The 14,521-nt window shown below is 62.7% G+C and carries 14 protein-coding genes and 1 pseudogene; 9 read left to right on the forward strand and 6 right to left on the reverse strand.

Features of this window, described 5'->3' with window-relative positions; genetic code table 11:
- Positions 1–10: 10 nt before the first annotated feature.
- Positions 11–649: a cyclic di-GMP-binding domain-containing protein, MshE-related gene (locus GTP46_RS19340; RefSeq protein ID WP_229259021.1), complete on the forward strand. Its 639-nt coding sequence runs from the start codon at positions 11–13 to the stop codon at positions 647–649.
- A 109-nt stretch (positions 650–758) separates the two neighbouring features.
- Here GTP46_RS19340 and GTP46_RS19345 read toward each other — a convergent pair.
- A pseudogene (locus GTP46_RS19345) lies at positions 759–2,329 on the reverse strand (M28 family peptidase).
- A 67-nt stretch (positions 2,330–2,396) separates the two neighbouring features.
- On the opposite strand from GTP46_RS19345, the gene gluQRS reads away from it, so the two are divergent.
- Positions 2,397–3,308 carry a tRNA glutamyl-Q(34) synthetase GluQRS gene (gluQRS, locus tag GTP46_RS19350; RefSeq protein ID WP_161008257.1) on the forward strand — a complete coding sequence of 304 codons (912 nt, stop codon included), beginning with the start codon at positions 2,397–2,399 and terminating at the stop codon, positions 3,306–3,308.
- Between the two features lie 42 nt (positions 3,309–3,350).
- A complete protein-coding gene (locus tag GTP46_RS19355; protein WP_161008258.1) occupies positions 3,351–4,829 on the forward strand; it encodes a CYTH and CHAD domain-containing protein in 1,479 nt (492 codons plus the stop codon).
- Here GTP46_RS19355 and GTP46_RS19360 read toward each other — a convergent pair whose 3' ends face one another.
- From GTP46_RS19360 to GTP46_RS19370, 3 genes are all read right to left on the reverse strand, one after another.
- Positions 4,830–5,210 carry a hypothetical protein gene (locus GTP46_RS19360; RefSeq protein ID WP_161008259.1) on the reverse strand — a complete coding sequence of 127 codons (381 nt, stop codon included), beginning with the start codon at positions 5,208–5,210 and terminating at the stop codon, positions 4,830–4,832.
- A 36-nt stretch (positions 5,211–5,246) separates the two neighbouring features.
- Entirely contained in the window at positions 5,247–5,843 is a 597-nt protein-coding gene (locus GTP46_RS19365) for a LysE family translocator (RefSeq protein ID WP_161008260.1), read from the reverse strand.
- 102 nt (positions 5,844–5,945) lie between these two features.
- Entirely contained in the window at positions 5,946–6,893 is a 948-nt protein-coding gene (locus tag GTP46_RS19370; protein WP_161008261.1) for a LysR family transcriptional regulator, read from the reverse strand.
- Positions 6,894–6,990: 97 nt separating this feature from the next.
- Here GTP46_RS19370 and GTP46_RS19375 point away from each other — a divergent pair, with 97 nt between their 5' ends.
- Genes GTP46_RS19375 through GTP46_RS19395 form a run of 5 tightly spaced genes read left to right on the forward strand, consistent with a single transcriptional unit; the run spans position 6,991 to position 12,438 of the window.
- Positions 6,991–7,698, forward strand: coding sequence for an HAD family hydrolase (locus GTP46_RS19375; RefSeq protein ID WP_161008262.1), 708 nt, complete (start codon positions 6,991–6,993; stop codon positions 7,696–7,698).
- A 27-nt stretch (positions 7,699–7,725) separates the two neighbouring features.
- Positions 7,726–8,997 (forward strand): NAD(P)/FAD-dependent oxidoreductase, encoded by a 1,272-nt coding sequence (locus GTP46_RS19380; protein WP_161008263.1) that lies wholly within the window; start codon positions 7,726–7,728, stop codon positions 8,995–8,997.
- A gap of 20 nt (positions 8,998–9,017) precedes the next feature.
- Positions 9,018–10,550: a hypothetical protein gene (locus GTP46_RS19385; RefSeq protein ID WP_161008264.1), complete on the forward strand. Its 1,533-nt coding sequence runs from the start codon at positions 9,018–9,020 to the stop codon at positions 10,548–10,550.
- The gene (locus GTP46_RS19390) at positions 10,547–11,092 is read left to right on the forward strand and encodes a DinB family protein (RefSeq protein WP_161008265.1); all 546 of its coding nucleotides are present in this window, start codon (positions 10,547–10,549) and stop codon (positions 11,090–11,092) included. The genes GTP46_RS19385 and GTP46_RS19390 overlap by 4 nt, the downstream gene beginning before the upstream one ends.
- An 8-nt stretch (positions 11,093–11,100) precedes the next feature.
- Positions 11,101–12,438: a DUF3422 family protein gene (locus tag GTP46_RS19395; protein ID WP_161008266.1), complete on the forward strand. Its 1,338-nt coding sequence runs from the start codon at positions 11,101–11,103 to the stop codon at positions 12,436–12,438.
- Here GTP46_RS19395 and GTP46_RS19400 read toward each other — a convergent pair.
- On the reverse strand, positions 12,428–13,261 hold the full coding sequence (locus tag GTP46_RS19400) for an alpha/beta hydrolase (protein ID WP_161008267.1): 834 nt from the start codon (positions 13,259–13,261) through the stop codon (positions 12,428–12,430). The two genes, GTP46_RS19395 and GTP46_RS19400, sit on opposite strands and share 11 nt — an antisense overlap.
- A 103-nt stretch (positions 13,262–13,364) precedes the next feature.
- Between GTP46_RS19400 and GTP46_RS19405 the strand changes: the two genes are divergently transcribed.
- Positions 13,365–14,144, forward strand: coding sequence for an alpha/beta fold hydrolase (locus GTP46_RS19405; protein ID WP_161008268.1), 780 nt, complete (start codon positions 13,365–13,367; stop codon positions 14,142–14,144).
- On the opposite strand, the gene GTP46_RS19410 is transcribed toward GTP46_RS19405, so the two are convergent.
- Entirely contained in the window at positions 14,141–14,512 is a 372-nt protein-coding gene (locus GTP46_RS19410; protein WP_161008269.1) for a MerR family transcriptional regulator, read from the reverse strand. The two genes, GTP46_RS19405 and GTP46_RS19410, sit on opposite strands and share 4 nt — an antisense overlap.
- Between the last annotated feature and the right edge of the window lie 9 nt (positions 14,513–14,521).

The raw sequence follows: 14,521 nt of genomic DNA on the forward strand, positions 1-14,521 counted from the left end.
AAATAAATCGATGCTGGGTCAGCTGCTGGTCAAGCAGAAGCTGATTACCGAAGAACAGCTGGCCAGCGCAATTGAACTGCAACGCAAGACCGGTCAGCGGCTGGGTGACATTTTTGCCGACCTCAACCTGATCACCCAGGAGCACATTGAAAACGCCCTGCGCAAGCAGCGCCGTTTGCGGATGGCGGCGGCGATCGCCACCTCCCTGCTGGCGCCGCTGGAAACCTATGCGGCCTCGGCCTTGCCGGCAGCGGCCCTGACCGCCAGCGCCCCGGTCAGCAACCGCGCGCTGAGCGACGAAGAACTGGGCGACACCGCAGCGCAAGGCCTCAGTGACGACCTGGTCAGCGCCGTCAAACACGCCAAGAGCAACGGGCTGGAAGTGATCGGCGACATGAGCAAGGTGCTGAACCCGGTGCTGGGCTTCCTCGAAGCCGACACGACGATGAAAAACGTGGTCTACGACCCGACCAAGGCGGCCGCCACCATCAACAAAGACGGCTCACTGACGTTGAGCCTGCCGTCCTCGATTGGTGAAATCGCCTTCAACAACATCCGCGTAAAAGGCACCGAAGGCAGCAGCTTCGGCAGCATCTCCATCAAAGGCATCGACCTGACCGGCACCTCCATCACCGTCGGCTTCCACTGACGGCCACAACATTCGGGGTCAGCTCTGTCATTCGGACAAATAATACGCGTATTGATATTTCTCAAATTCCATGCGCGCTTGTCCAAATGACAGAGCTGACCCTGAATTGCTATTTGTTACGGGGGACGGCGAAGGCGTCGCCGGCTTTCCATTCGGGCAGCTTGGCGCCGTTGGCGATCAGGCGGCCCAGGTTGAGCGTGTATTGCGCCGTCTGCACCATGCCCGACAGGTCCCAGCTCGGATCGTATTCGTCACTGGCCTGGTGGTAGCGCTTGCCGTAGGCTTGCGCCTTGGCCTTGGCTCCTTCAGGATCTTTCACGTAGTCACGGCCAGACTCGATCGAGAACGCCGGCACGCCATTCTTGGCGAAGTTGAAGTGGTCGCTGCGGAAGTAGCCGCCTGCCAGGTCCGGCTTGGCGTCAGCAATTCGCATGCCCATCGATTTGGCCGTCGTCTCGGCCAGCTTGCCCAGCTCGGTACGCTCGCTGCCTTGGGTGCCGATGTCGCCAGCGGCCACAGCGGCGACGCGGCATAGGCCGCGCTGCCCAGCAAGCCCTGCTCTTCTGCTGCTACCCACAGGAACATCTGACTGCGCTTGGCCGGCGCATGGCGCGCTTGCTCGGCCATCGCCAGCAAGGCCGCCGAGCCGGAGGCGTTGTCGACTGCGCCGTTGAAGATAGTATCGCCGGTGTCGCCCTGCTTGCCGAGATGGTCCCAGTGCGCGCTGTAGATCACCACTTCATCCTTCAATTTCGGATCGGTGCCCGGCACCACAGCAGCGACGTTGAATTGCTCGACTTTGCGTACTTCGGCCTTCATCTCGCCATTCAGCTTGGCAGCCAGCGGCACTGGCTTGAAGTCCTTCTTCTCGGCCGCTGCGCGCAGCGCGTCGAGGTCCTGGCCGGCCGCCGTGAACAGCGCGCGTGCGGTGTCGTCGGTGATCCATCCCTGCAGCTGCGTGCCCAGCGTACCCGCCGCCAGTTGGAAACGCTCTACGCCAGACCAGCTGTTCTGGATCACGCTCCAGCCGTACGATGCCGTCGGCGTGGTGTGAATCAACAGCACGCCGGCCGCCCCCTGGCGCTTGGCTTCTTCAAACTTGTAGGTCCAGCGGCCATAGTAGGTCAGGCCTTTGCCGTTAAAGCGGTTCGGCTGCTCGGTAGTTGGCTGCGGATCGTTGACCATCATGACCAGCACTTTACCTTTCAAATCCATGCCCTTGAAATCGTTCCACTGCTCATCCGGCGCAGTGATGCCGTAACCGACGAACACCAAGTCTGCATTGAAGCTATGCGCCGCCGTCGCATCACCCGGCGCAAACACCCAGTCCTTGCCGAAGGCGATATCCAGCGCTTTGCCGCCCGCTTCCAGTTTCAGCGTGCTCTCGGCAGGCTGCGTCTTCACGCCCGCGATCTGCACCGACTGGCGGAAGCTGTTGCCATTGCCCGGCTTCAGGCCCAACGCCATCGCCTGCGCTTCCAGGTACGCCACGGTCAGGTCGCCGCCGCGCTGGCCGGTGCCGCGGCCTTCCAGCAGATCGCTGGCGAGGAAAGAAAGGTGAGCGCGCAGCGGCGCTTCCTGCACCGCAGCGGTCTTGCCCGCGTCTGCATGGGCCGGGAATGCCAGCGCCAGGCTGATGGCCAGCGCGGAGGCAACGAAGGAGGGTGTCATTTTTTTCATGATGTCCTGTGGGCTAAGGTAAGCAAGGCGGGATTTCCGCGCGCACATTGTATGCGAAAATATCGGCATGACTGCTCGCAACTCCTACATCGGCCGCTTCGCGCCCTCGCCTACCGGCCCCCTGCATCTCGGCTCGCTGGTGGCCGCCATCGCCAGCTATCTCGACGCCAAAGCCCACCACGGCCAGTGGCTGGTGCGCGTCGAGGACGTGGACGGTGCGCGCAATGTGCACGGTGCAGACGATCACATCCTCGCCTCACTGCAGCGCTGCGGCATGCATTGGGATGGCGAGGTCACGTGGCAAACCAAACGCTACCCGCTGTACCAGCATGCGCTCGAACAGCTCGGCGATCTGGTCTACGCCTGCGGCTGCTCGCGCCGTGAGATCGCCGATTCGCAGCTCAACCAGGTGACGCATCACAATCAGGCGCTGATCTATCCCGGCACCTGCCGTAACGGCCTGGCGCCGGGCAAAGTGGGCCGCGCGCTGCGCGTGAAAGTACCGCAATCGCCGCATTGCGTGCCGGCCTTCGATGACCGCTGGACCGGCCACTACAGCCAGGACCTGACCGCCGAAGTGGGCGACTTCATCATCCGCCGCGCCGATGGCTACTGGGCCTACCAGCTGGCCGTGGTGGTGGACGACGGCGCCCAAGGCATCACCGACATCGTGCGCGGCGTCGACCTGCTTGATTCCACGCCGCGCCAGCTCTACCTGCAACAGATACTGGGCTTGCCGCAGCCAAGCTACCTGCACGTGCCGGTGGTGCTCAACGAAGCCGGCGACAAGATGTCCAAGCAAACCGGCGCCATCGCCTTCGACGACGGCAGCGATCCACAACAGCTGCTGCGCAGCGCCATCCTGCCGGCCGCCCGTTTCCTCGGCCTCGATGTGCAGGCCGACAGCATCGATGCTTTCTGGCGCGCCGCCATTCCCGCATGGGCACAACTGTTGCAAACCTTGCCACGCGGCGCCTGATGGCGTGCGCCGCGCCAGCTGGCTTTTCCCTACACTGAGCTGATGGAAGTCGAACTCAAACTCTTGCTTGCGCCCGAGGACAACAGCAAGCTGCTGCAACACCCGCTGCTGGATGCGCCGGCGCGCGTGCAGCAGCTCAACGCCCGTTACTTCGATACGCCGGACCTGCACCTGCTGCGTCACGGCGCGGGCCTGCGCGTGCGCAAGGAGGATGGCGAGTGGATACAGACTATGAAGGCCGGCGGCAGCGTGCAAAGCGGCCTGCATAGCCGTAACGAGTGGGAGTGCGTGGTCGACCGATCCTGGCCGCGTCTCGGCAAGCTGCGCAAGCTGGTTGGCGATGACGAACAGTGGCTGTCCATGCTGGACGCGCCGGATTTGAAGGACCGGCTGGAGCCGCTTTTTTTAGTCGACGTGGAACGCCAGCTGTGGAATGTGGAAAGCGACGGCAACCGCATCGAAGTCGCGCTGGACATCGGCCATATCGAGCGCAAAGGCCACAAGGTGGCGGTCAATGAAATCGAACTGGAACTGAAGGACGGTGACCCAGCAGGACTATACGCGTTCGCCTTGCAGCTGCTGGAAGATATCCCGCTCCGTATCAGCAATATCAACAAGGCGCAGCGCGGCTACATGATGGTGCGAGCAACCGGCCACGCGCCGTATCGCGCGCAAGCGCTGGAGCTTGAGCTCGACGCCAACATGAGTGACGCGCTGCCCGCAGTGCTGGGCAACTGCCTCGAACACATCCAGCGCAACGAAGTGGCCGTGGTGGAGGGCCACGATCCCGAAACGCTGCACCAGATGCGCATCGGCGTACGCCGCCTGCGCTCCGCCCTCAAACTGTTCGCACCGATAGCGCCCTGCCCGCCCGCGCTGCAGGAAGACATCAACTGGCTGGGTGCTGAACTGGGCGCGGCGCGCGACTGGGACGTGCTGCTGTCGTCCACATTGGCGCGCGTGGACTCGGCGCACATGGAACTGCAAGCACTCGCTCTCCAAGCCGCCCACGCCAAACGGCGCGAGGCGGCGCAAGCCTTGCTGTCGCCGCGCTACACGCGGTTGATGCTCACACTAGGATCGTGGATGCTGCAAACCGCACCGCTGCTGAACGGAGCGGCCGCCCAGTTCTCGCGCCAGCATCTCCAGCATCTGCACAAGTCACTGGTCAAGCGCGCCAACCGCATGCATGAAGACGATCCGTCCAGCGCACACCGCACGCGCATCGCTGCCAAGCGGGCCCGCTACGCGCTGGAGTTCTTCCACTCGCTGTATCGCGAAAAAGGTACGCACAAATATTTGAAAACGCTGGCCGCAACGCAGGAAGAACTGGGCAAGCATAACGATCTGGTGGTGGCGGACAGGTTGCTGCAAGAGCTGCTGCTACAGCATCCTGATTCGGCCGGTGTCATTCAATTCGCGCGCGGCTACCTGCAAGCGCAGCAGGCCACCCGGCCCGCCGGCCTTGACCCCATCCGCAAGCACCTGCACGCGCTGCGGCTACCGCACGCACGCCACTGATTAGCGGCGCGCTTCTTTCGCGCTGACGTTCCAGCTCACCGTGCCCGGGCACTTGGCCTGCTGCACGGCGGCCAGCGTGTCATCGGCTTCGCTGCTGGCCTGCGTGTACTCCTTGCGGCCGGAGACCTTGAAGTGCAGCGCAGGCACGTTGGAGCTGGCAGTCTTCGACAAGGCCGGCGCGAAACCGCGATCGCTCAGGATCTTGCGGCACGCATCCATGCCATTCAGCTTATCCGATTCAATCTCGATGCTGAACACCCAGCTCTCCACGTAACCGCGCGCAGCACGCGCCGGCTCCGGCAGCATCAAGTCGGATGGCAGCGTGGCGGCATTCACTGCGCCAGCCAGCAAGGCGGCGCTCAGCGCGATCAGGCGATACATAGGCATTCCTTCCAATCCGGTAAAGACGCTATGGTATCAGGCCAGCATCGGATACAGCGTGGCCACCAGCAGCAGTGCCATAACAAGGTTGAAGATGCGCACCGAGCGCGCATCCTGCAGCACGCGGCGCATCGCCACGCCGAACATGGCCCAGGCGCCGACGCAGAACACGCCGATCAAGCCGAAGATCCCGGCCAGCATGGCCGCATCAATCACCGTAAATCCCTGCGGCAGATAGGTGGTCAGCGCGCTCAGGGCCATCACCCACGCTTTCGGGTTAATCCACTGGAAAGCCGCCGCACCGAAGAAGGTCATCGGCTTGGACAGCGCGGCCTGCTCGCCGTTCATCGGCGCTGCGTGCGCCAGCTTCCACGCCAGCCAAAGCAGGTACAGCGCGCCGCCATATTTGAGGATAGTCTGCAGCATCGGCACCTGCTCGAACACCACGTGCAAGCCCATGCCGGTCGCAAAAATCATGAAGGTGAAGCCGCAGGTAATGCCGAACAAATGCGGCAGCGAGCGCACAAAGCCGTAATTCAGGCCGGAGGCCAGGATCATGGTGTTGTTCGGGCCTGGCGTGATGGAACTGACGGCGGCAAAGGTGCACAGTGGCAGCAGCAATTCGAGCGACATGGTGTATCCGTGTGTGGAGTGTGTACTTGCATTGTACGGCCGAGTGTACTGGCGTGTACCAGTACACTTGTGCAAACAGTTTCCACCACTGTACTGGTGGTTTTACCGGTACGACTTCCTTTTTCCCAGCTGCCGGTAGAATCCTTCCAGCTCGCGCGCCACCAGGTCCTGGCCGTTTTCGATCACAAAATCCTGGAACGCCGCCGCCACCTTCGGGATCGGCTGGTCGCTCAGGTGCATGATGTGCCAGTCCGCCTCCACCAGATTGATGGGCAGCGTCGCCAGCAGGCCAGCCTCGAATTCCAGCCCGCAGGCGTGCACTGACAGGAAGCCGACACCCAGTCCAGCCGCCACCATGCGCTTGATCGCCTCGTTGCTCGATACCTCGGAGCCGAATTCCGCCGCATGCCCCTCCGCGCGCAGCAGCTTCTCCACCGCCGTGCGCGTGCCCGAACCGCGCTCGCGCACCAGCAGGTTGGCCGCCATCACATCGTTGAGCGTGACTTTTTTCTTCTTCATCAGCGGATGCGAAGGACTGGCGACAAACGCCATCGGATGGCGCGCGAACTTGGCGGCGTTGGTACGCAGCTCGCGCGGCGGCGTGCCCATGATGGCCAGCTCAATCTCGTGCCGCGCCAGCATGTTGATAATCTCCGTGCGGTTACCCACTTGTAGTTTGAGCCGCACGTCCGGCCGCTCCAGCGTGAACGGCACCAGCATTGGCGGCAGCAAGTGCTCCGCCGTGGTCACCGCGCCGATGCGCAGCGTACCGGAGGTGACACCCTGCAGCGCCGCCAGTTCATCGGCCGCCTGCTCCCACAGCCGCAAGATGCGTTCGGAGAATTCGGCCATCACCTCGCCCGCCGCCGTCAATTGGATATTGCGCCCCACCTTGCGCGTGAGCGCCATGCTGGCGATGTCTTCCAGTGTGCGGATTTGCAACGACACCGCCGGCTGCGTGAGGTGCATGGCGTCCGCCGCGCGCGACACGCTGCCGTGGCGCGCCACCAGGATCAACGACTGTAGCTGGCGAAAACTCGCATGATACATAAGCATTCCTTATCATTTATCGAAAATCTTTAATTTTTCTTTTGTAGATTCTACCTCTATATTGATAATCATCTGACATCGTTAAGCGAGAATTGTGATGAGCATCGACGTGATCTTCCTGGGACTGGACGGCGTTCTGTTTGATACCGAAGCGCTGCACCTGGCGGCCTGCAATGCGGCGTTTGCCAACGCCGGCCTGTCGGTACGCTGGACCTTGCCGGCGCTGCGCGCAGCCGCCGCCACCCACGGTATCGCCCGCGCCATCGCTTCCGCCGTCGCCATGCCGCCGCTGTCGCGCGACAAGCAGCGCGTGGCCGAGCTGCTGGAAGAAAAGCAGCGCCAGTTCCACCTCGCGATTCTCGCCCGTCCACCGCAGGCGCAAGCCGCCGCGCTGGCGCTGATCGAAGACGCCACAGCGGCCGGCAGCAAAGTCTGCATCCTTACCGACCTGCCGGCGCCCTCCGCCTCCGCACTGCTGGAGCGCCAGTTCGGCGCCGATGTAAATAGCCTGTTCAGCGTTGTCGCCGGCGGCGTGAATTTCGACAGCGTCGGCGCAGGTCCCTATGCGCACGCGCTGCACGCCATCGGCGCAGCGCCGCATGACGCCATCGCCATCGACACTGCCGTTCCAGCATTGCGCGCTGCCGCCGATGCGGGACTGTGGACCGTCTCCGTCGCGCCCTATGGCACGGACGTGGTGCGCCCACGCCAGTTCATCACCTTCGACGCCCTGCACGAATTGCAGGCCAGCCCTTACACACCGGACCAGCAACGCCCGAAACCGGGCCTGGGCCGAGCGGCATAGTTTTTTCACCTGAACTGGAGGCGCATCATGGAAACCATCGTCATCGTCGGCGGCGGTGCGGGCGGGCTCGAACTCGCCACCCGTCTTGGAGATACGCTCGGCAAGAGCAAACGCTCGCGCGTGCTGCTGGTGGACCGCTGGCCGGGCCACTTCTGGAAGCCGCTGCTGCACACCGTGGCATCTGGCAAGTGCGATCCGCAAGTGAGCGAATTGCCGTTCAGTGCACAGGCGCTGGATCATGACTTTGAATTCGTGCAAGGCGATATGCTGTGCCTCGACCGCGCGCACCAGACCATCACCCTGTCGCCACGCGGCGGCGGCGATGGCGCCTGCCGCGTTATCGCTTACGACAAGCTGGTACTGGCGCTGGGCTCCGTCACCAATTTCTTCGGTGTGCCGGGCGCGCAGGAACACGCGCTGACGCTGGACAGCGTGGCCGATGCGGAGAACTTCCGCCGCCGCTTCTTCGACGCTTGCATCGCAGCCGGCGAACAGAAAAAACCGGTCAACGTGGTGATCGTCGGCGGTGGCGCCACCGGGGTTGAACTGGCTGCGGAGTTGAGCAACACGGCGCGCGCCTTGGCGGCCTACCGCGTGCACGATCTCGATCCGGAGCAAGACATCCGCATCGCCATCATCGAACGCGGACAGCACCTTCTGCCGCAGCTCGATCCGCTGCAAGCGCAACGCGCCGCGCGCCACCTGCGCGCCATGGGCATCGACGTGATGACCTCCACCAGTGTGGCCAGCGTCAGCGCCGACGCGGTGACCGATGCGGAAGGCACGCGCTACCCGGCTGACCTGACCTTGTGGGCCGCCGGCGTGGAAGCGCCGCCGCTGTGCGCCACACTGGGCCTGAGCGTGAATCACCTGAAGAAGATCATGGTCGACGCTAGCCTGCGTTCTTCCAACGACAGCCGTATCTATGCGCTGGGCGACTGCGCTAACTACGTTTGCCCGCACAAGGGACCAACGCCGCCGCGTGCACAAGTCGCGCACCAGCAAGCCATGTTCCTGGCCGATCTGCTGGCGCGCAAGGATGACACGCCGCGTCCGGACTTCCGCTACCAGGACTACGGTTCGCTGGTCTCGCTGGGCCAGCAGGCGGCGGTTGGTTCGCTGACCGGGCCAATGAGCGGCAGGAGCTATCGCGTCGGCGGGCCAATGGCCAGCATACTGTATCGGCTGATGTACCAGAAGCACCTGCTGCAACTGCATGGCACGGTGCCGATGCTGACGCACACGCTGGCCGGCTGGCTGCGCTCGCGGGTGCTGCCGCCGGTGAGGCTACACCGTTAAAACCGGCCTATAATGGGCCTATGACGACGATCACCCCCCTGAATCGGACCACACCGGCCGTTGCCACTCCGGCGACGGCCGGTGCATACACGTCCACCTCTGCCGCCGCCGGCACCAACGATGGCGGTGCTTCCACTGTCGTTTCTTTGGGCGCTGCGGCCAATGACACGCAGCCTAAGGCGCTGCTATGGGAAAACCGCACGCGCAGCACTGCGGCCACCATGATGGCGCAGAACTTCAACAATCAATCGGCGTCCGGCCGCCTCAAAGGTTTGGGCGGCGAGTTGTTGAAACAAGTGTCCTACGACGGCGAAGATTTTTCGCAATCGGTGCAGCAGGCGCAGAGCAGCGTGCAAGCCGACACCTACGACATGCTGGTTTCGCCCTCGCAGGTGTCGCAGCACGGCATGGGCGACAACCAGATCGCGCTGACCGTCACCACCCGCAGCGGCGTCAAGGTCGAATTGAAGCTCGATACGGGCGACAACAGCATCGCCATCGAAGCGCACAGCAACGGTAAATTGAATGAGAGCGAACGCAAGGCGCTGGGCAAGTTGGCCGAAGCGTTCCAGAAGTCGATCGACGGCCTGACTGAAGATCCGCCGCGCATCGACGTGGCCGGCCTGACGCAGTTCGATCACAGCGCGCTGTCATCGGTGGATTTGAAAGGCCAGGTCAAGATCAATTCCAAGGACACGCAGCGGATTGAATTCCACGCCGATGCGGCGCAGCGCACGCTCAGTTTCAGCGGTCCTGCGGGCAGCGCCAACATCGCCGTGGACCTGAGCCAGCCCGCCAGCTGGGGCAGCAAGGAGCAGCAGGCCAAGGCACTGGGCAAGTATCTGCAACAGGTCGACCAGGCCGGCGCGCGCGGGCAAGGCGACGGTGCCATGATCTCCATGTTCAAGGACGCTTTCACCGGCATGAACAGCAACTACGGCACGCCGGCCATCGCTCCGCGCAGCATTGTGCTGACCGATCAGGATCGCGCCATGACCACCGGACTGGCCGACTTCAAGGCCTCGTTTGCGCAAACCGAGGTGGCGTCCAATCCGGCACGCCTGATGGAGAAGGACAGCTTTGCCTATGAGCTGTCGCAGAAGACCAGCATCAGCGGCACGTCGCAGCTGGACCGCGGCATCTCGCAACAGCAGCAGTCGCACCTGAAGGCGCAATACCATGCACCGGTGAAGGCGGATGCGCGGCTGGCGCTGGACCTGTCGCGCAACTCGCAAAACTACAAATACATCACCATCGACGACTCGGCCAGCAGCAGCACCAACATCGCCTACGACAAGGGCGCGCTGGCTAAAGCCACGCTGGAGATGCAGGCCAACCAGTCCACCCGCGTGCTGACCTACACGCTGGGCAAGCTGAAAGACGACCACACCACGCCATCTGGCAAGAGCATGACGCGCGACCTGCTGTCCACGCTGGAACCGGAGCGCGAAGGCCTGCCAGCGCTGAGCGATGAAGCGCGCGCGCAAGTGCTGGCCAAGTTGAATAACCAGATCTTCCTGCAATCCAATCCGGACGCCCTACCATCCACATGAGCACTCCCGCGTACTTCGCCCTGCTGGCACGCTACAACGCCGACATGAACCAACAGCTGTACGATGCGGCGGCACGGCTACCGCATGCGGAACTGATAGCCGACCGCAAAGCCTTCTTCGGCTCACTGCTCGGCACCATGAACCACCTGCTGGCTGGCGACACCATCTGGCTCAAACGATTCGGCACGCACCCGGCCAACTTTGCGGCGCTACGCGATACACAATCGCTGCCGCAGCCCGGCGGCCTGACACACATCTTCGGCGACACCCTGCCCGCGCTGCGCACCTATCGCGAACAGCTGGACGCCATCATCAGCGCATGGGCGCCGCAAGTCACGGATGCCGACCTGGCGCATATTTTCGAATACCGCAGCACCAAGGGCGACTTATACCGCAAGCATTTCGGCGGCGTGCTGCTGCACTTTTTTAACCACCAGACGCACCATCGAGGACAAGCCAGCACGCTGCTGACGCAAGCGGGCATTGATATCGGCGTTACCGATCTTCTGCTGTGGGTACCAGATTCCATCAATGATCTTTAAGGACGTCCATGTCGCTCGCCTATCGTGCCAACGCCGATTTCGCCAAGCTGAATCACTCCATGCGGGTGCCGCTATCGGCTGAAATCCACTCGCGCCCCTTCCTGCAGATGCAGGCGCCGGAAAGCCTCACGCATTTCGCGCTCTATCTTCAGCAGGACCAGCCCTCGCGCCAGAACCACCGCAGCAGCCAGCACCAGATACTGGAGCAGCTGTGTGTGCACTACGGCGTGGCCGGACCGCATCCACAAGCGCGCTACTTCTTCCACGACTTCGGCCGCTTCCGCCTGAAATGGGAATGCCACACCGAGTTCGCGACTTACACCTTCGTCGAACACGGCGATCCTGATCTGGATTGCCGCGCCGCCTTCGACCGCATGCCATTGCAGCACGTGCCACAGGAATGGCTGGAAGGCCTGCATGGAAAAATCATCGTCGCCGCCCACGTCTTGCTGTGTAAAGGCGCGGCCGACGATGCGAGCTTCGCGGAAGGCATACGCGAACTGTATCAAGGCAAATCGCTGGTGGGCAGTAGCGCCGGCGGCAACGCCGAAGTGTGGACCGACTTCCTGATCCATCCCGATGGCTTTAGCCGTTTCGTGGTGCGCGACTTGCACCTGCGCGAATTCCAGCCGGGCCGCCTGGTCGGCCGCCTGCTGGAAATTGAAACCTACCGCATGATGGTGCTGCTCGGTCTACCGCAAGCAGAAGCCACGCAGCCAGCGCTGAACGGCATCGAGAACGAGCTGGCCGAGTTGACCGCCACGCTGGTCAAGAACCAGTCCAACGGCGATCAGGACATGCTGCACCGGATTACCAGCCTCGCTGCGCAGCTGGAGAAAATCTCGGTCAACAACAGCTACCGCTTTGCGGCGTCGCAGGCTTATTTCAATCTGGTGCAGTCGCGCATCCAGGAGCTGCGCGAGATCCGTATCGAAGGCACGCCGACGCTGGCGGAATTCATGGGCCGCCGTCTGGCCCCGGCGATGAACACCTGCACCTCGGTGGCGCTGCGGCAGGAAGGGCTGGCAAAACGGATCGCCCGCACCAATGACTTGCTGCGCACGCGCGTCGGCATCGAGCAAGAACACCAGAATCGCAAGATCCTGCAATCGCTGGATGCGCGCGCGGCCCAGCAACTGCGCTTGCAGCAAGCGGTGGAAGGCCTGTCGGTAGCGGCGATTTCGTACTACACGCTGGGATTGGTGGGCTACGTCGGCAAGGCGCTGAAGGCCAGCAGCCTGCCGGTCAATCCGGACCTGATGACCGGCATCGCGGTACCGCTGGTGATCGGCGCCGTGTGGCTAGGCCTGCGCCGCCTGCACCATCAACTCTCTGCTAAGCATTAAACCGGCTGGCCAGGAAACTGGCGATGCGCGCTTGCGTGGATTCCAGATAGGGGATGTTGATATGGTCGGAATCGGGCACGATTTCGTCCGCATGCAGCGCCCCCAGTTTTTCCACCAGCAGGTCGGTATGCGAATGCGGCACGATGTCGTCCACCGCCGCGCGCAGCACGTAGGTCGGCGCCTTGAGCTGGTGCGCGTATTTGATCGATTCGAATTTATGCTGCAGCACATACTCCACCGGAATCGCCTTGAATTTGCGCTTGGCGATGGCGAGGATGGAATCGTACGGCGTAATCAGCACGATGGAATTGGCGTCGCGCTCCATCGCCACCTGCACCGCTACGCCGGAACCGAGGCTGCGGCCAACAACCGCCATGCGCTTCGGATCGACGTGATGGCGTTCACTGAGCCAGTCGTACAGCATGCGGCCATCGTCAACGAAATGTTCTTCCGCCGGATCGCCATGCGAATCGCCGTAGCCGCGGTAGTTCACCGCCAGCACCGCCATGCCGGGAAATAGCCTGCCGGCGTCGCGCGCCACCCACGATACTTCTTCCGAACGTCCGCCGAAATAAACCACCCCCGGATGCGGGCCCTTCACCGGTGGCGTCATCAGCCAGCCGGACAGGCGCGTGCCGTCTTTGGCCCGCACCACAATAGGACGGGTGCGATGGCCGCTGCTATAAGGCTTGAGAACCTCGCGCTTGCTGCCCAGTGCATTGAACACTAGCCGTCTCTGGTTCGCGGCTACTGCTGCGGTAAGACCCATCCACAGGACGCTGGCGAGACCTGCCAAGCCGGCGACTTTTTTAGAATTATTCATAGCTTCTACTGTACTCCTGTCCCACTCGAAAAAACCGCTGGCGTGGTATAGACCACACAACCCGGTATAATCTGCGCTTCAATTTTTTTAACTTTGCCTGGCAATGAAACCTGCTGTCATCCTGCTGCATAGCTCCATGAGTTCCAAGTCCCAGTGGTCGCCGCTGAAGGCGCAACTGGGTGATGCTTACCGCTGCATCCCTGTCGACCTGCAAGGCTACGGCGCCTCGCCCTTCCCTGCCGCCGCCGATACTGGCGAGGATTATATCCATACGCTGGCGCACGAAGTGGACGCGGTCATCGCCGCCACCGCCTCCGAACTGGAGCCGGGCGAAGCATTCCACCTGATCGGCCACTCCTTCGGCGGCGCCTGCGCGCTGCACATGGCGCGCCGTATGCCGCAGCGCGTGCTGTCGCTCACGCTGTTCGAGCCGGTGGCCTTCCACCTACTGCCTGCCACGCATCCCGCCAAGCAGGAAATCGTCGGCGTGGTAGGCCGCATCAAAGCCTGCGACAACGACCGTGATGCGACCCGCATCTTCATCGATTACTGGAATCGTCCGGGCGCTTTCGATAATGCTCCGCACCCCGCGCAAGAGAAGATGATGGCGCAAATCGCCAAGGTGCGCCTCGACTTCGACGCGCTGCTGGGCGAACAGGCAACGTTGGCGGATTTGTCCATGTTGACCATGCCATCACTGGTGATGGCCGGTGAACGCAGCCCGGCCTCGACTCGCTTGTTGGTCGAGCAGCTGGGTGCACACCTGCCCAACGCCACCGCCCTGCAAATGCGCTGCGCCCACATGGGGCCTATCACCCATGGCGATGTGGTCAACCCGGCCATCATCGACTTTGTGAACGGCGCTGAAGTCACTTTATCCTAAAGGCTATTGGGGCACTCGCCCCTTTCCCATGTCGCCTGCACTTGGGCCTTGGTCTCCAGCAGCGACGTACGCTGCTCGGCCAAGGACTGCATCATCTGGTCAATATCCTGCAAGCGCGCATCGAGGTTCTTCATCAGGCCCTCGTGCAGCGCATCACCTTCCAGCGCCATCACGGCGCGTATCGCTTCCAGCGTAAAGCCCAGCTTCTGCCCTATCTGGATCAAATTGATGCGCTCCAGCGCGGAGTCGCCATACGCGCGATAGCCATTGGTACCGCGTTCGGCCTTGGGCATCAGGCCCGCCTGCTCGTAATACCGGATCGCCGATGCCGCAATGCCCGAGCGCTCGGCCAATTCACCAATTTTCATTTTTCGCTT

The organism is Duganella flavida (genome assembly GCF_009857445.1).
In the GTDB taxonomy this organism is placed as follows: Bacteria; Pseudomonadota; Gammaproteobacteria; order Burkholderiales; family Burkholderiaceae_D; genus Rugamonas; species Rugamonas flavida.